The 16,737-nt window shown below is 71.1% G+C and carries 11 protein-coding genes and 2 riboswitches; of the genes, 6 read left to right on the top strand and 5 right to left on the bottom strand.

The features are described 5' to 3' along the window. Nucleotides 1-29: 29 nt before the first annotated feature. Nucleotides 30-590 (bottom strand): hypothetical protein, encoded by a 561-nt coding sequence (locus OG251_RS05190; RefSeq protein WP_326675980.1) that lies wholly within the window; start codon nt 588-590, stop codon nt 30-32. Nucleotides 591-768: 178 nt separating this feature from the next. Here OG251_RS05190 and OG251_RS05185 point away from each other — a divergent pair, with 178 nt between their 5' ends. Both OG251_RS05185 and OG251_RS05180 read left to right on the top strand, forming a co-directional pair. Continuing rightward, nucleotides 769-2,496, top strand: a complete 1,728-nt coding sequence (locus tag OG251_RS05185) for an AAA family ATPase (RefSeq protein WP_326675979.1) — start codon at nt 769-771, stop codon at nt 2,494-2,496. 154 nt (nt 2,497-2,650) lie between these two features. Next, nucleotides 2,651-5,422: a SpoIIE family protein phosphatase gene (locus OG251_RS05180; protein WP_326675978.1), complete on the top strand. Its 2,772-nt coding sequence runs from the start codon at nt 2,651-2,653 to the stop codon at nt 5,420-5,422. A 72-nt stretch (nt 5,423-5,494) separates the two neighbouring features. Here the strand turns inward: OG251_RS05180 and OG251_RS05175 are convergent, their stop codons facing one another. Continuing rightward, on the bottom strand, nt 5,495-7,303 hold the full coding sequence (locus OG251_RS05175; protein WP_326675977.1) for a flavin-containing monooxygenase: 1,809 nt from the start codon (nt 7,301-7,303) through the stop codon (nt 5,495-5,497). 202 nt (nt 7,304-7,505) lie between these two features. Here OG251_RS05175 and OG251_RS05170 point away from each other — a divergent pair, with 202 nt between their 5' ends. Then, nucleotides 7,506-8,525, top strand: a complete 1,020-nt coding sequence (locus OG251_RS05170; RefSeq protein ID WP_326675976.1) for an SMP-30/gluconolactonase/LRE family protein — start codon at nt 7,506-7,508, stop codon at nt 8,523-8,525. Between the two features lie 14 nt (nt 8,526-8,539). Here the strand turns inward: OG251_RS05170 and OG251_RS05165 are convergent, their stop codons facing one another. Continuing rightward, nucleotides 8,540-9,130, bottom strand: coding sequence for a TetR/AcrR family transcriptional regulator (locus OG251_RS05165; RefSeq protein ID WP_326675975.1), 591 nt, complete (start codon nt 9,128-9,130; stop codon nt 8,540-8,542). 31 nt (nt 9,131-9,161) lie between these two features. Next, on the bottom strand, nt 9,162-9,908 hold the full coding sequence (locus OG251_RS05160) for an SDR family NAD(P)-dependent oxidoreductase (protein WP_326675974.1): 747 nt from the start codon (nt 9,906-9,908) through the stop codon (nt 9,162-9,164). Nucleotides 9,909-10,053: 145 nt separating this feature from the next. Here OG251_RS05160 and OG251_RS05155 point away from each other — a divergent pair, with 145 nt between their 5' ends. Next, complete coding sequence (locus OG251_RS05155; RefSeq protein WP_442818308.1) at nt 10,054-10,467, top strand: winged helix-turn-helix transcriptional regulator; 414 nt, start codon at nt 10,054-10,056, stop codon at nt 10,465-10,467. A gap of 114 nt (nt 10,468-10,581) precedes the next feature. Here OG251_RS05155 and metE read toward each other — a convergent pair whose 3' ends face one another. Next, a complete protein-coding gene (gene metE / locus OG251_RS05150; RefSeq protein ID WP_326675973.1) occupies nt 10,582-12,900 on the bottom strand; it encodes a 5-methyltetrahydropteroyltriglutamate--homocysteine S-methyltransferase in 2,319 nt (772 codons plus the stop codon). Between the two features lie 163 nt (nt 12,901-13,063). After that, nucleotides 13,064-13,279, bottom strand: a riboswitch (cobalamin riboswitch). A 215-nt stretch (nt 13,280-13,494) separates the two neighbouring features. Here metE and tsaD point away from each other — a divergent pair. Together tsaD and OG251_RS05140 are read left to right on the top strand one after the other, a co-directional pair. Then, the gene (gene tsaD / locus OG251_RS05145) at nt 13,495-14,565 is read left to right on the top strand and encodes a tRNA (adenosine(37)-N6)-threonylcarbamoyltransferase complex transferase subunit TsaD (RefSeq protein ID WP_326681161.1); all 1,071 of its coding nucleotides are present in this window, start codon (nt 13,495-13,497) and stop codon (nt 14,563-14,565) included. Between the two features lie 263 nt (nt 14,566-14,828). Then, nucleotides 14,829-15,013, top strand: a riboswitch (cobalamin riboswitch). A 224-nt stretch (nt 15,014-15,237) separates the two neighbouring features. Continuing rightward, a complete protein-coding gene (locus tag OG251_RS05140) occupies nt 15,238-16,737 on the top strand; it encodes a CoA-acylating methylmalonate-semialdehyde dehydrogenase (protein ID WP_326675972.1) in 1,500 nt (499 codons plus the stop codon).

Raw genomic sequence — 16,737 nt, 5'->3', positions numbered from 1 at the left:
GCATCGGCGGCCCGGGGCGAGCGGGGCCGCTATCCGGGGAACGGGGCGACCGTCCGCCCGCCGGCCAGCGCGTCGAGCCGTCCGGCCGCGTCGTCGTCGAGGAAGAAGAGCGTCATGGCCTGGCCGTTGTGCCGGACATGGAAGCGCCGGTTGCCCTGTTCCAACTCGTCGACGAGATAGCCGACCACCAGCAGGTCGGCCCAGTCGTCCCTGACATCGATGGGCCAGTTGACCCGCCGGCCGTCGGCCGTGTACTCGATCCACGCCTCCTCCGTGCCGAGGTCGACGTGGTCCCGCACACCGGACAGGGCGTCCGGCCGGCCGGCGATCCGGCACAGCTGCCGGGCGATCGCCACGTACGAACCGGGCCCGCGGACGCACTCGGTGTCGAAGTGCCATGCCCGGTCGCAGAACCACCGCTCCCACGGCTCTTCCTCGACCGCGCACCCCAGCGCGAACAGCACCAGGTCGAACGGCTTGAGTTCGTACTCCTCACGCGGCCACGCGCGCAGCAGCTCCTCCACGGTGCGGCCGGCCGCGAGCGGCAGCCCCAGTTCCGCCAATATGTCCAGCTGATCTTCGAGACGCATGGCCGGGATCGTAACCGCCACCTCGGACAGGACCGAGGCACACCGTTCCGGCGGGTGACGCCAGGGGTGGCAGGCCGGGGCGTGGATACCGACGGACTGGACCCTTCCAAGATCCCCGGCACATACAATCGGGTGCCGAATTGCGTGATGGGACGGGGTATCAATGCCGGGTTCACCGGTGTCGCGACGATCCGCGAAGAAGTGCGAGCAGACCTGGGCCCAGGCCGTCACACTGCTGCGGCAGGGGAACTGGGCCGGTGCCGCCGACGGGTTCCGCGCAGCCATCGGGCATGATCCGACGGCCGCTGACGCCTGGCTGGGTCTTCACGCCAGTGGCCAGGGCCGGGACGAGGCGGTCGACGCGATGTCCGCGCACCGTGAATCGTTCGGCGCTCTGCGGGCCGGACTCGGAATGCCGGTGAAGTCCCAGTTCCAGATCGGGGTGTATGTGCGCTTCCGGCTGGAGTCGGCCCGTGATCTGTGGCTGGCGGGCATGACACGGCTGCTCGATGACGGCCGGCCGGACGAGGCGTGGCAGGTGCTGTCGTCCGCCATGCTCGACTGCGACGAGACGCGGTTCGTCTGCACGCGCTACGCGTTCCTCAAGAGGGACTGGCCGCTGGTCCTCGCCTTCGCCGAGGGCATCGGCGACAGCTTCCTGCGGGACGAGTCCCAGTTGTACGTCGCCTCGGCGCTGGTGGCGCAGCAGGTCCACCACGAAGCCCTCAACGTCCTGGCTCCGCTGCCGCTCGCGCTCGGGGAGCAGACCGAATTCCTGGCGGAGGTCGCCTATCTGCGCGGTTGCGCGTACGAGGGGCTGGGCCACGACGAGCAGGCGCTGAAGCAGTACCAGACCGCGTTCCGGTACAACCCCGGCCTCGCGGACGTCGCCGAGCGCGCGAAGGCTGCGGTGCGGACCGGACCGGCCGTCCCCGCCGAGTCCGCCACCTCCGACGGTCCCACCGCACCCCTCCCGCCCGCCGGGGCCGCCGCGCCCGCCGAGGCCCCGGGCGCCCTCACCGCCGCGGACCGGGCCGCGCTGCTGGACGAGGCGATGGCACAGCTCGACGGGATGGTGGGGCTCGCTCCGGTGAAGCGTCAGCTGCGCACCCTGTCCGCGCAGCTGCGGATGGCGGCCGTGCGCAGGGCACAAGGGCTGTCCGTCGTCTCCACGCCACAGCACTTCGTGTTCGCCGGGCCTCCCGGAACCGGGAAGACCAGCGTCGCCCGTATCGTCGGCAAGGTCTTCGCCGGGCTGGGTCTGCTCGAACGCGGCCACGTCGTCGAGGCCCAGCGCGTCGACCTGGTGGGGCAGCACCTCGGGGAGACGGCCATCAAGACCACGCGGGCCATCGACTCCGCGCTGGACGGCGTCCTGTTCGTCGACGAGGCGTACGCCCTGGTCAACAGCGGGTACTCGGGCGGCGACGCGTTCGGGAACGAGGCGCTCCAGGTGCTGCTCAAGCGGGCCGAGGACGACCGGCACCGCTTGGTCGTCGTCCTCGCGGGTTACTCCGAGGAGATCGCCGGACTCCTGGACAGCAACCCCGGGCTGGCGTCGCGCTTCACCACGCGGGTGGACTTTCCCGCGTACGCGGCCGATGAACTCGACCGCATCGCCCGTTCGTTCCTGCATGACCAGGGCGACGTCCTCGCGCAGGACGCGGCCGCCGCCCTGGCCTCGTGCTGTGATCTCGCCGTGGACGACGGGCTGATCGACCGGTTGGGCAACGGCCGTTTCGCGAGGGAGCTGAGCCGGAAGGCGGCGGCCCTGCGCGATCTGCGCGTCTTCGACCTGTACGGCAGTTCCGGCACCCCCTCGCCCGCGGAGGTCACCACCCTCCACCTCGGCGACATCATGGACGCCTACCAGGAACTCACGGAGGGCGTCCGGCCGAAGGCGTAACCGGATTCCCGATGATCGCCGGGCCGCGGACCGGCCGCGTCGAGATTCCTTCGTCACCGCGTTGACCAGCCAAAACGCTCAAATAGGGTGAGGAAATCCCCATGGGGGGATCATTGCTTCCACACCGGAATTCTCCAAGCCGTACGGAGACGGCATGAGGCACCCCAGAGCGACCACCGGCTCCGGTTCGGGGCTGCGACGCCTGCTGGACCTGCGCACCGCCGCCGGGCAGGTGTTCGTGCTCCAGGTCGTGATCGTGGTGCTGCTGGTGGCGGCGGCCGTGACGGCGCAGGTGGTCCAGGCCTCGCGGGACGCCACGCGCGAGGCCCGGCATCAGTCGGTGTCGGTGGCCGAGACGTTCGCCAACGCGCCGGGCACGGCCGCGGCGCTGAAGAGCCGGAATCCGACGGCGATCCTCCAGCCGCGCGCCGAAGCGGCCCGCAAGAAGGCCGGTGTCGACTTCATCGTCGTCCTGAACACGAAGGGGATCCGCTACACCCACCCCGACCCGGGCCGGATCGGGAAGAAGTTCATCGGCACCATCGGGCCGTCGCTGGACGGCCGTACCACCGTGGAGAAAGTCAGCGGAAACCTCCAGCCCGGCAAACGGGTGACGGTCGTCCAGGCGGTGGTCCCGGTGATCGGGGCCGACGGTTCGGTCGTCGGTGCGGTGTCCGTCGGGCTCACGGTCATGAACGTGACCGGCGTGTCCGATCAGCAGCTGCCGATCATCTTCGGCACCGGTGCCGCGGCGCTCGTGCTGTCCACCGCGGGGACGGCACTGGTGTCGAGGCGGTTGCGCCGGCAGACGCACGGGCTGGGCCCGGCCGAGATGACGCGGATGTACGAGCACCACGACGCGGTGCTGCACGCGGTGCGGGAGGGTGTGCTGATCATCGATGCCGACGGACGGCTGCTGCTGGCCAACGACGAGGCGCAGCGGCTGCTGAACCTGCCGAAGGACGTGGAGCGGCGGCAGGTGACGGACCTCGGTCTGGACGGGGACACCATGCGGCTGCTGGCATCGGGTGAGCCGGTCACGGACGTCGTGCATCCGGCCGGGGACCGCCTTCTCGCCGTGAACAAGCGGCCCACCGCCCTGCACGGAGGACCGGCCGGCAGCGTGGTGACACTGAGGGACACCACGGAGCTGGCGGCGGTCACCGGGCGGGCGGAGGTGGCACGGGAGCGCCTGAAGCTGCTGTACGACGCCGGGGTGCGCATCGGGACGACGCTGGATGTGGTGCGTACGGCCCACGAGCTGGCGGAGGTGGCGGTGCCGCGGTTCGCCGAACTTGCCGTCGTGGATCTGCTGGACGCGGTGGCACGGGGGCAGGAGCCGGTGCGGGAGTCCTGGGGGCGTATGCGCCGCACGGCGATCAGCGGGGACCGTGAGGCGTCGCCGCTGTACCCGGTGGGGGAGCTGATCACGATGGTGCCGACGACGCCGCAGATGCGGGCGCTGGCGTCGGGGCGGGCGGTGCTGGAGGCGGATCTCACCCGGGCGGAGGGGTGGCGGGAGCAAGATCCTGACCGGGCACGGAGGGTCCTGGCGTACGGGCTGCATTCGCTGGTGACCGTGCCGTTGCGGGCGCGCGGTGTGGTCCTGGGGATAGTGACGTTCTGGCGGGCGGATGATTCTCCGGCGTTCGACGAAGAGGACCTTTCGTTCGCGGAGGAACTGGCGGCCCGCGCGGCGGTGGCCATCGACAACGCGCGGCGGTTCACGAGGGAGCACGCGATGGCGGTGGCGCTGCAGCGGAGTCTGCTGCCACGGGTGCTGCCGGAGCAGGACGCGTTGGAGGTGGCATGGCGCTATCTGCCGGCCCGGGCGGGGGTGGGCGGGGACTGGTTCGACGTCATCCCGCTTCCCGGCGCCCGGGTGGCGCTCGTCGTCGGCGACGTGGTCGGTCATGGTCTGCACGCGGCCGCGACGATGGGCCGGCTGCGTACCGCCGTGCGCAACTTCTCCGCCCTCGATCTGCCACCCGACGAGCTGCTCTGGCACGTCGATGAACTGGTCGCACAGATCGACGGCGAGGAGAGCGGTGCCAACGGTCCGGCGGACGGGGAGAGCGAGGGGGTCACCGGTGCGACGTGCCTGTACGCGATCTACGACCCGGTGACGGGCGTGTGTACGGTTGCGCGGGCCGGACACCTGTGCCCGGCCGTGGCGTATCCGGACGGGAGCGTCACCTATCCGGATGTTCCGGCCTCCCCGCCGCTGGGCCTGGGCGGCCATCCTTTCGAGACGCTTGAGCTGCTTCTGCCGGCGGGGTCACAACTGGTGCTGTTCACGGACGGGCTGGTGGAGCGCCGGGACCGGGATATCGATGTCGGGCTGGACGCGCTGCGCACGGCGTTGGCGGCCGGAACGGACCGTACCGCGGAGGAGACCTGCCGGGCGGTGACCGACGCGACGATGCCGGCACACCCGGCCGACGACATCGCGCTGCTGGTCGCGCGCACCCGGCTGCTCGCGCCGTCGAGGGTCGCGGAGTGGGACGTGCCGGCGGACCCGGCGGCCGTGGCGCCTGTGCGCGCGGAGTGCGGCGCGCGGCTGCGGGAATGGGGGCTTGAGGAGATCGGGTTCAGCACGGAGCTGATCCTCAGCGAGCTGATCACCAACGCGATCCGGTACGGGTCGCCGCCGATCAGGGTGCGGTTGCTCCACGACCGCAGCCTGATCTGCGAGGTTTCGGACGGCAGCAGCACGTCCCCGCACTTGCGACGGGCGGCGACCACGGACGAGGGCGGGCGCGGACTGTTTCTGGTGGCGCAGTTCGCGCACCGGTGGGGGACGCGCTACGTGCCGGACGGCAAGATCATCTGGACCGAACAGCCCCTCCACGGGGCGGTCGCCGCCGCCATGAGTGCCACCCCGGCCGACGTCCTCCTCGACCGGTTCGACGACCCGCCCCTCTGAGACGCCCGCTCTTCCGGAAGGACGGGCCACGCGTCCGGGACCCGCTCCCCGCAGAACGGGGCAGATGGATCGTCAGGGACGAGCGGGAGTCCTGGTCCGGAGGATCTCGTCCATGGACTCCTCGCGCCATCGCCTCAGGAGGTCGTGGAAGGCGCACGCCCCGTGGGGGTAGGCGAACGGGCCGTTCGGCCGGCCGCGCCCTTCGCGGTTGTAGTAGCCGGGGGTGCACTCGGCGTGGAACCACTCGTGGTCGGGGGCGTCCTCGGCCAGCGCGGCGATCCAGGTGTCCTCGGACTCGCGGGACGGTTCGATGAGGGCGCCCCCGGCTTCGGCGGCGGCGACGAGGGCGGCGGCGTGGACAGCCTGCTCGTCCAGGATGTGCGTGTAGTTGACGCTGCTGGCGTTCTGCAGGGAGCCCATCAGGATCAGGTTCGGGAAGCCGTTGCTGGTGAAGCCGTGCAGGGTGCGCGGACCCTGTCGCCCCCACGCGTGCAGCAGCGGGACGCCGCCGCGGCCGTGGACGGGGAGCTTGCCGGACAGGACACCGGAGGTGCCGACGGAGAATCCCGTGGCGAAGATCAGGCAGTCGAGTTCGTACGCGGTGTCGCCCACCACGACGCCGTTCTCCGTGACGCGCTCGATGCCGTGGGTGTCCGCGGTGTCGACCAGGGTGACGTTGTCGCGGTTGAACGCGGGGTAGTACCGGTCGGAGAAGGTGGGGCGCTTGCAGGCGTACCGGTACCAGGGTTTGAGCCTGTCCGCCGTCTCCGGGTCGGTGACGGTCTGCTCGACGCGGGCGCGGAGCTCGTTCATCTTGGCGGCGTCGGCCTTCTCGTACGCGGCTTCGAAGGCTGTCCGGTCGCCCTGGCGGCGGAAGCTCGGCAGGAGCTTCTCCAGGAGTCCCGCCGACGTGGTCCAGCGGTCCGCCACGAGATCCTGTTCGGCCGTCTCGCCGGAGACGATACGGAGGTAGTTCTCGCGGCGCTCGCGTGCCCAGCCCTCGCGGTCGGCGCCGACGTCCCGGGCGGTGGTACGGCGGTTGGCGCGCACGTCCACGGTGGAGGGGGTGCGCTGGAAGACGTAGACGTGTCCGGCGTCCTCGGCCAGCAGGGGAATGACCTGGACGCCCGTGGCTCCGGTGCCGACGATGCCCACCCGCTTGTGCGAGAGGCCGCTCATGCCGCCGTCCGCGGTGCCGCCGGTGTAGGCGTAGTCCCACCGCGAGGTGTGGAAGGTGTGGCCCGTGAAGTCCTCGATGCCGGGTATCCCGGGGAGCTTGGGCTCGGAGAGGGTGCCGGTGGCGGTGACGACGTACGTGGCCCGGAACGCGTCGCCGCGGTCGGTGGCCACGATCCATGTCCCGGATTCCTCGTCCCAGGTCAGCGAGGTGACCGCGGTCGAGAACAGGGCGTCCGGGTAGAGGTCGAACTGCCGTGCCACCCGTACCGCGTGGCGGCGGATCTCCTCACCGGGAGCGTACTTCCACTCCGGCACGTATCCGGTCTCGTCCAGCATCGGCAGGTACACGTGCGACTCGATGTCGCAGTGGACGCCCGGGTAGCGGTTCCAGTACCAGGTGCCTCCGAAGTCGCCGCCCTTCTCCACGATACGGACGCGCGCCACACCCTGTTGCCGCAACCGGGCCCCGGCGAGGATGCCGCCGAATCCACCACCGACCACGGCGACGTCGACGGTGTCGCGCAGCGGATCGCGTGCGGCCGGCTCCCCCGCGTACGGATCGGCGGCGTAGTAGCCGAACTCGGTCTCGGCGTCGCGGTACTGGCGGGTGCCGTCGGGCCGTACGCGTCGTTCACGTTCGAGGCGGTATCGCTGCCTCAGCGCGGTGAGGCCGTCGGGTGTCGACGCTTGAGTAGGTGTCATGCGGGGACCTCGATCCTGCCGATCGGACCGTCCCGGGGTGAACGGCCGTCCGCTACGGTAGCAACTACCGGACAGTGGTGTCCGGTTGAAGCGCGGGCCCATCGCGACACTCGGCCGGAGCACGTCCGCACGCCCGAACGGGCGCTTGCGAACCTCCCGGCCCGCGGCACCCGCACCCAGCGGACAGGAAGAGTGATCCCCCATGCGACGACTCCCGATCCGATCCCTTGCCGTGCTCGCCGCGATGGGCGCGCTGGCCCTCACCGGATGCGGTACGGAACCGGGCGACCCTCGTGACCGAGCGGCCCCCGCAGGTACGGACCGGACCATCCGCGCGCACAAGGTCATGCGGCTGACGCAGGTGCACGAGGAGACCGGGATGACCCTGCTGGAGGGGCCGACCTTCGACGAGGACGGCCACCTGATCGTCGTCGATGTCACCGCACCCGCGGGCAAGCCGAAGGTGATACGCGTCGACGTGGAGAAGAAGACGTCGCGGGCGCTCCACACCGACGCCCGGGGGGCCTACACCTCGGCACAGTTCAGCCCGTACGACGGACGGCTCTACCTGACCGACTACGCCCACGGCGAGGTCGTGAGCCTGGCCCCGGACGGCAGCGATCCGCGGACCTTCTTCTCCGGCGAGGTCGACGGAGCGCAGATGAACCCCGACGACATCGCCTTCGACGAGGAGGGAAACCTGTACGTCAGCGACTCACGCGGCCTGGCCGAGGGAGTGGCGCACGGGCGTGTGGTGCGGATCGGCCGCGACGGCGGAAAGGCCACCGTCCTGGCCGAGGACCTCGCCGCGACGAACGGCATCTCGTTCGACGCGGACTACCGAGGGCTGTGGATCAGCGAGCTGACACAGAACCGGATCTCCTACCTCCGCCTCGACGGAAAGGGCGGGGTGGCTTCCCGGCACACCGCTGTCCGCGTCGACGGGGGGATCGCCCAGACCGACTCGATCGCCGTCGACGCGGACGCCAACCTCTACCAGGGGCTGCACGGCCGGCCCGCGATGGTCGTCTACGACCAGCACGGTGAGCGTCTGGCGACGGTCGAAGTACCCGCCCGCGACAAAGGGCTGGAGTCGGTGACGAACGTGGCGATCACGCCCGGCGGGACCAGGGCGTACATGACCGTCAGCGGGCCCGCCGGGGGGTATCTGTACGCCTTCGACGCGCCCGCGGAAGGCATCCGGCAGTCCAACGGCGGCTGACACCGCTCCCGCACTCACCCGTCGAAGGGCCGCACCGGTCCCACCTCGACGCCGAGCAGCCGCCAGGCGGCCAGGGCCCGGCGTTCCCGCTCCTCACGGGTCGGGCCGGTGACGGCGCCGGAGACCATGGCGACCGCGAGCATGAGGTCGTCCGCCGCACCCAGCCGGTGACCGTCCGTCAGGTGCCCCCGCAGGCCGCGCTCGACCCGCTCGGAGAGCGCCAGGGCGTGGGCGCGGATGCCGGATCGGCCGGCCGCTCCATCGACGTGTAAGAGGCCGATGAATGCCGCCGACTCCGTCAGGTGCCACGTCATGACACCGAGGGCGTCGGCCAACGTCGCGTCCTGGGCGGCGGCTGCCTGCTCGACCTGCCGCACGTTCTCCTCCAGAACCGCGGTCGCCACGGCGGCCCGGTCGGGAAAATGCCGGTACAGAACGCCCTGCCCGACCCCGGCCCGGCGCGCGATCGCGGAAAGCGGAGCGTCCAGCCCGTACTCCGCGTAGATCTCCCGCGCGGCGGCGACCAGCGCGGCCCGGTTGCGGGCGGCAGCCTTCGGCCCGTCGTTCGCGGGACGCCGTTCGTCCGGCATGGGGTGCTGCGTCACCCCGGAAGCGTACCGGCCGGACGGAGCGGGCTCATGCCTGCCGAGTGTGCGCACCGTCTTCGGAGCCTGCGGCGTCCGGCGCCCCGTGGACCCGCTGGTCCACGAGGGCCCGGAAGGCGTCCAGGTCGCCGATGATCTCCTCGGCACGGTCCCGCCGCTGATACAGGGTGTAGTACCGGGCCCCGATGACGTCGGGGTCGGCCTCACCGCCACCGGGGACGATGCCGCGGGCGATGGTCACGGTGCCGACGTGGACCCCTTCCGGAGCGAGTTCGGTGTGCAGGGCGTGTGCCCAGTTCCGCAGCCCGGCCATGGCCATGCCGACGTTGGCCAGGAAGGGAGCCGGGACCGTCGAGGAGACGCCCGTGGTGAGCAGCAGCGTGCCATTGCCACGGGCGCGCATCTCCGGCAGCACGTGCCGCACCGCGGTCACGGCTCCCAGTGCGTGCAGTTCGAACTGTGCGGTGGCCGAGGCGACCGTGGTCGCGGCGGCGTGCGTGATGGCCCCGGTCGGGCTGGGGCTGTATTCCAGGACGTCGATCGGACCCAGCGCGCTCCTCGCCGCGGTCAGAGCCGCGGCGAGGGCCTCGCGGTCGCGGATGTCGGCGGGGAAGGCCGCGGCGGTGACGCCCAGCGCGGTCAACTCAGCGACCAGGGCGTCCAGTTTCGCCTTGGTACGTGCGATCAGTCCGACCCTGAAGTCATGGCGGCCGAACGCACGGGCCACCCCCATCCCCAGCCCCGGGCCCGCACCCACAACGATCAGTGTCTTTGCCACCAAGGTTCCTTCCCGACCGGAGCGTCGGACGTAACACCGGCCCGAGCCCCAATACTTACGTATTGTTCGTAGCCCCATGCTTCGTTACTACGAGGAGAGGGACAAGACGGCACATTGCTGTCAGTCACGCACACGGAGGTAACCGTTGCCTTCCATCCCGGACAGCTCGTCGGCGGCCAGGACCGAGGGGCACGAGCGAGGCGAGACCGAGGAAGAAGCATGCCGACAGGTGCTCCAGATCCTCGGCGTGATCGGCGACAAGTGGAGCATCCTGGTCATCGGCCGGCTCCGCGACCGCACGCTGCGCTTCGGTGAGCTCCACCGCGCCGTCACCGGCATCTCGCAGCGGATGCTCACACTGACGCTGAGGCAGCTCGAACGGGACGGACTGCTGACCCGCACCGTCTATGCCAGCGTTCCTCCCCGCGTGGAGTACACCCTGACCGGACTCGGCTCGACACTGCTGGATGCCGCCACCGCCTTCGGTGAATGGGCTGCCTCGCACCGGAAGGAGATCGGCGACAACCGGCGCCGCTACGACGACACGCTCCGGCCCTGACCCGAATCCCGTCCTCGCCTCCGTTGTCGTGCGCTGTCCGCCGTGCCGCGGCCGGGGTGCCCGTAGGGGCCGGGGAGCCGGTCGGCGCGCCCCGGCCCCTTGGGCACCTTCGGGTCAGGCGGAGGGCAGCTCACCGCGGACGGTGCGGGCCGCGGCGACCAGGTTCTCCAGGGATGCCCTGGTCTCTCGCCAGCCGCGGGTCTTCAGTCCGCAGTCGGGGTTGACCCAGAGCCGTTCGGCGGGGATGGCCTCCAGGCCCTTGCGGAGCAGGGCGGCGGCCTCGTCCGCGCCGGGCACCCGGGGGGAGTGGATGTCGTACACCCCGGGGCCCGCCTCGCGCGGGTAGCCATGGGCGGCGAGTTCGCGGGCGACCTGCATATGGGAGCGGGCGGCCTCCAGGCTGATGACGTCGGCGTCGAGGTCGTCGATGGCCTGGACGATGTCGCCGAACTCGGCGTAGCACATGTGGGTGTGGATCTGGGTGTCGGGACGCACGCCGCCGGTGGTGAGGCGGAACGACTCGGTGGCCCAGTCGAGGTAACCGGCGTGGTCCGCCGCGCGCAGGGGCAGGGTCTCGCGCAGGGCGGGTTCGTCGACCTGGATGACCGAAGTGCCGCTCGCCTGGAGGTCGTCGACCTCGTCGCGCAGGGCGAGGGCGACCTGGCGGGCGGTGTCGCCGAGCGGCTGGTCGTCACGGACGAAGGACCATGCGAGCATGGTGACGGGCCCGGTCAGCATGCCCTTGACCGGGCGGTCGGTGAGGGACTGGGCGTACGAGGTCCAGCGCACCGTCATCGCCTCGTGGCGGGAGATGTCGCCGGCCAGGACCGGCGGGCGGACGTAACGCGTGCCGTACGACTGGACCCAGCCGTGCTGTGTGGCGAGGTAGCCGGTGAGCCGCTCGGCGAAGTACTGGACCATGTCGTTGCGTTCGGGCTCGCCGTGGACCAGGACGTCGATGCCGGTCTGCTCCTGGAAGGAGATGACCTCGCCGATCTCGGCCTTGATCCGCTCCTCGTAACCGGCCGTGTCGATCCGGCCCGCGCGCAGGTCGGAGCGGGCCGTGCGCAGCTCGGCGGTCTGGGGGAACGAGCCGATGGTCGTGGTCGGCAGCAACGGCAGCCCGAGGTGCGCCCGTTGAGCTGCGGCACGCTCCTCGTACGGCTGGGAGCGGCGGCCGTCGGCGTCGGTGATGGCGGCGGCCCTGGCCCGTACGGCGGGGTCGTGGGTGATGGGGGAGTGGGCGCGGGAGGCGAGGTCGGCCCGGTTGGCGGCGATCTCGGCGGTGACGGCACCCGTGCCCTGTGTCAGGCCCTTCGCGAGTGTGACGACCTCCGCGGTCTTCTGTTCGGCGAAGGCGAGCCAGCGAAGGATCTGAGGGTCGATGTCCCTCTCCGGGGCCGTGTCCAGCGGGACGTGCAGCAGGGAGCAGGAGGCCGCGACGTCGACCCGGCCGGCGAGGCCGAGGAGGGTGGCGAGGGTGGCCAGCGACTTCTCGTAGTCGTTGATCCAGATGTTGCGGCCGTTGACGACACCAGCGACGAGCCGTTTGCCGGGAAGCCCGCCGGCGGCGGCGAGGTCTTCGAGGTTGGCGGCGGCGGCATCGGTGAAGTCGAGGGCCAGGCCGTCGACCGGGGCCTTCGCCAGGACGGGAAGGGCCTCGCCCAGCCGGCCGAAGTAGGAGGCGACGAGCAGCTTGGGGCGGTCGGTGAGGCCGCCGAGGTCACGGTAGACGCGGGAGGCGGCGTTCAGTTCGGCCGGGGTGCGGTCCTGGACCAGCGCGGGCTCGTCCAACTGCACCCATTCCGCGCCGGCGGCCCGCAGATCGGCGAGGACCTCCGCGTACACCGGCAGCAGCCGGTCGAGCAGGGTGAGCGGTTCGAAGCCGGCCGCCACCCCGGGGGCGGCTTTGGCGAGCAGGAGATACGTGAGGGGGCCGACGAGCACCGGGCGGGCGGTGTGCCCGAGCGCGAGGGCTTCCTTCAGCTCGGTGACCTGCTTGGTGGAGTCGGCGGTGAAGACGGTGTCCGGGCCCAACTCGGGTACCAGGTAGTGGTAGTTGGTGTCGAACCACTTGGTCATTTCCAGCGGTGCCACGTCCTGCGTCCCGCGCGCCATCGCGAAGTAGCCGTCGAGCGCGTCGGCTTCGACGGCCTCACGGTGCCGCCGGGGGACAGCACCGACCATGACGCTGGTGTCCAGGACGTGGTCGTAGTAGGAGAAGTCGCCGGTGGGCACTTCGTGCACTCCGGCATCCGCCAGTTGCCGCCAGTTGGACCGGCGCAGGCCCACCGCCGTCTCCCGGAGGGCGTCGGCGGTGATCCGGCCGTTCCAGTAGCCCTCGATGGCCTTCTTCAGCTGCCGCTTCGGGCCTTGGCGGGGGTAGCCGTACACGGTGGCCTGTGCTGCCGCGGCTGCGGGCTGGGTTGTCACGGAAATCTCCTTCGCGAGATGACTCCTTGAGATCCCGGAGACGGGACACGGACGCGAAGGGGTGACGAACCGGACGGACCCGGTGTACGCCATCGGCGTGCAGTTCCGTCTGGTATGTACGCCGACCCGCCCACGAGGTCACCGGGATATCCGCACACGAGGGGTCGCGTGCGGGCAACGGGCAGGTCTTCGGACTCGTGGGCGCATCTGCCGGGGCAGATTCCTAGTGGCCGTCGCTTCCCGGATCCGACCGGATCCAGTGCGTATGACGGCGGTCGTTCCCACTCACCGCTGCGGGGCAGTCCCGGATTCCCACCGGGTTCCCTCTTACGACGCGTCTGCCTGGCGGACAGGGCGAACCAGCTGCACCGCCAGAGTAGAGGGCGGGCCACTTCCGGTGCGCCGATGTTCACCATCCGGAACGTGACATGAGACACGGGATCCGCCCCCACGGGTCATGCCGAAGGGGCGTGCCGCGGGCCGCTGCCCCGCTCTCCACGCATCGTCGGCCCCTCGCGGAACCGTTCCGGCCCGACGCCTTATTGCACATCTGTTGCAACTACACTGGGTGTGCGAAAAGCCTGGGTGGAGGAGATGCCGGTGGCAGCGGGGCGCATTGTGCTGGGGATCGAGTCGTCGTGCGACGAGACGGGCGCGGGGATCGTCTCCCGGGGACGTCTGCTCGCTCACGCGGTGGCGTCCAGCATGGACGAGCACGCCAGGTTCGGCGGCGTGGTACCGGAGATCGCCGCACGGGCGCATCTGCACGCCTTCACCCCCGTCGTCGGGCAGGCCCTCGACCAGGCGGGTCTGCGGCTGTCCGGCATCGACGCGGTGGCCGTCACCACGGGACCGGGCCTCTCCGGTGCGCTCCAGGTCGGCCTCGCGGGCGCGAAGGCCCTGGCCTACGCGATCGACGCCCCGTTGTACGGGGTGCACCACCTGGCGGGGCATGTCGCCGCGGACACGCTGGAGCACGGCCCGCTGCCCGACCCGTCTGTGGTGCTGATCGTCTCCGGCGGGCACACCTCCCTGCTGCTCGTGCGGGACCTGGCCCGCGACCCGATCACGCATCTGGGGGACACCCTGGACGACGCCGCCGGCGAGTGCTTCGACAAGGTCGCCCGGGTCTTCGGTCTGCCGTATCCGGGAGGCCCGGCCATCGACCGCGCCGCCCGGGGAGGCGATCCGCGCGCGGTGGCCTTCCCCCGCCCGCTGACCGGTCGGACGGAGGACCCGTACGCGTTCTCCTTCTCCGGTCTCAAGACCGCCGCCGCGCGCTGGGCCGAGGGGCACCGGGGCCGTGAGCTGCCGGTGGCCGACGGCGCGGCCTCGCTCCAGGAGGCGATCGCGGACGTCCTGACCCGTACGGCGCTGGCCGCCTGCCGGGACCACGGCGTCGGGACCCTCGTCGTGGTCGGTGGTGTGGCCGCGAACTCAAGGGTGCGCGCGCTCGCCGAGGAGCGGTGCGCGGCCGCGGGCGTGCGACTGCGCGTACCTCCGATGACCCTGTGTACGGACAACGGCGCGATGATCGCGGCTGTCGGCGACCTCCTCGTACGAGCGGGAGCGGAGCCCGCCCCCCTCGATGTGTCGATCGATCCGTCCGCGCCCCTGGAATACGCGGCCCTGACCCCCGGGGCGGCTGCGGCGACGGCCGCCTGAGGGCTGTCCGCGTCAGGATTCCGCGAGGCGGGTGACCGCTCGCGCACGCCGGTGTCCCGCGCGCCTGGAGGAGCGGACGTCGCCCGTTCACCACCGCGTGGGCCACGCGCCCTCTTGTGTCGCTCCGGTCCCTCCGGCCGCTCCGGTCCCTCCTTGTTCCGAGGTGCGCCCGGCGCGCGGTCACGGCATAAGCCGGCTGCTCGGGAAGGCCGTTCGGGAGGCCGGTCGCGACGCGGGGTGAGGAGGGGTGGACTTACTAGGACGTCCAACTATATGTTCGTGGCACAAGGTCCGCGGTGCAGGGAAGCCGGTGTGAATCCGGCACGGTCCCGCCACTGTGACCGGGGAGTGTGCTGCCATCCACACGCCACTGGCGAGGTCTGCCGGGAAGGCGGGCGGCACGCGGGGATCCGGGAGTCAGGATACCGGCCGCGGAATGTTCCGTGTTTTCCACGAGGATGGAGCAGACACGCATGGCACCGGTCCGTACGCATACCCACGACCCTGGTGATCCGGCGGAGCGCACCCGAACCACCGCGCGCTCATAGACCTCCGAGGCCCCCGGCCCCGCTGTTCGCTGTCCCACGGCCTTCCCGGCGGTGCGCCCACCCGTGCGCCCGACGGCGTCCCGCCGTGCCATCCCCGGATCTCACCTGACGAGAGCAGGCATCCATGGTCCGTGAACTCACCCACTTCATCGGCGGCAAGCACACCACCGGTACGTCCGGCCTCTTCGGCGACGTGTACGACCCCAACACCGGCGCCGTCCAGGCCCGCGTACCGCTCGCCGGCCACGCCGACACCGGAGCCGCGATCACCGACGCGGCCGGCGCGCAGCAGGAATGGGGCCGGTGGAACCCGCAGCGGCGCGCCCGCGTCCTGCTGCGCTTCCTCCAACTCGTCGAGGCGGAGCGCGAATCCCTGGCCCGGATGCTGTCGGCCGAGCACGGCAAGACCGTGGCCGACGCACACGGCGACATCCAACGCGGGCTGGAGGTCGTCGAGTTCGCCGCCGGAATCCCGCATCTGCTCAAGGGCGAGTTCACCGACAACGCGGGCACCGGAATCGATGTGCACTCGCTGCGTTCCCCGATCGGAGTGGTCGCGGGAATCACACCGTTCAACTTCCCCGCGATGATCCCGCTGTGGAAGGCCGCACCCGCTCTCGCGTGCGGAAACGCGTTCGTCCTCAAGCCGTCGGAGCGGGACCCGTCCGTGCCGCTGCGCCTGGCCGAGCTGTTCCTGGAGGCCGGTCTGCCGCCCGGTGTCCTCAACGTCGTCAACGGCGGCAAGGAAGCCGTCGACACCCTCCTGAAGGACCCCAGGGTCGGTGCGCTGGGCTTCGTCGGCTCCACTCCCGTCGCCGCCCACATCTATGCCACCGCCGCAGCCCACGGCAAGCGCGCCCAGTGCTTCGGCGGCGCCAAGAACCACATGATCGTGATGCCGGACGCCGACCTCGACCAGGCCGTCGACGCGCTCGTCGGCGCCGGATACGGGTCCGCGGGAGAGCGCTGCATGGCGATCTCCGTGGCCGTACCCGTCGGGGAGGAGACCGCCGACCGGCTCGTCGCCGCGCTCAGGGAACGCATCGCCACGCTCCGCATCGGCCGCTCCGACGACCCGGAGGCCGACTTCGGCCCCCTGGTGAGCCGGGACGCCCTCGAACGGGTCCGCCGCCATGTGGACATCGGCGTCACCGAGGGCGCCGAACTCGTCGTCGACGGAAGGGATTTCACCCTCCCCGGCCATGAGAACGGGTTCTTCGCCGGGGCCTCCCTCTTCGACCGGGTCTCCTCGCGGATGCGGATCTACCGGGAGGAGATCTTCGGACCCGTCCTGTGCGTCGTACGGGCCGCCGACTACGAGGAGGCCCTGCGCCTGCCCAGCGAGCACCCCTACGGGAACGGGGTCGCGATCTTCACCAGGGACGGGGACACCGCCCGCGACTTCACCCGCCGGGTGAACACCGGCATGGTCGGCGTCAACGTCCCCATTCCGGTCCCCGTCGCCTACCACACCTTCGGCGGCTGGAAGCGATCCGGCTTCGGCGACCTGAATCAGCACGGCCCGGACGCCATCCGCTTCTACACCCGCACCAAGACCGTCACCTCGCGCTGGCCCTCGGGCGCCAGGGAAGGCGCGAGCTTCACCCTCCCCACCATGGGATGA

It is taken from the genome of Streptomyces sp. NBC_01237, from assembly GCF_035917275.1.
GTDB lineage: Bacteria > Actinomycetota > Actinomycetes > Streptomycetales > Streptomycetaceae > Streptomyces.
Note: the sequence above shows the minus strand (reverse complement) of the source record. Positions and strands in the feature narration are given on the sequence as shown.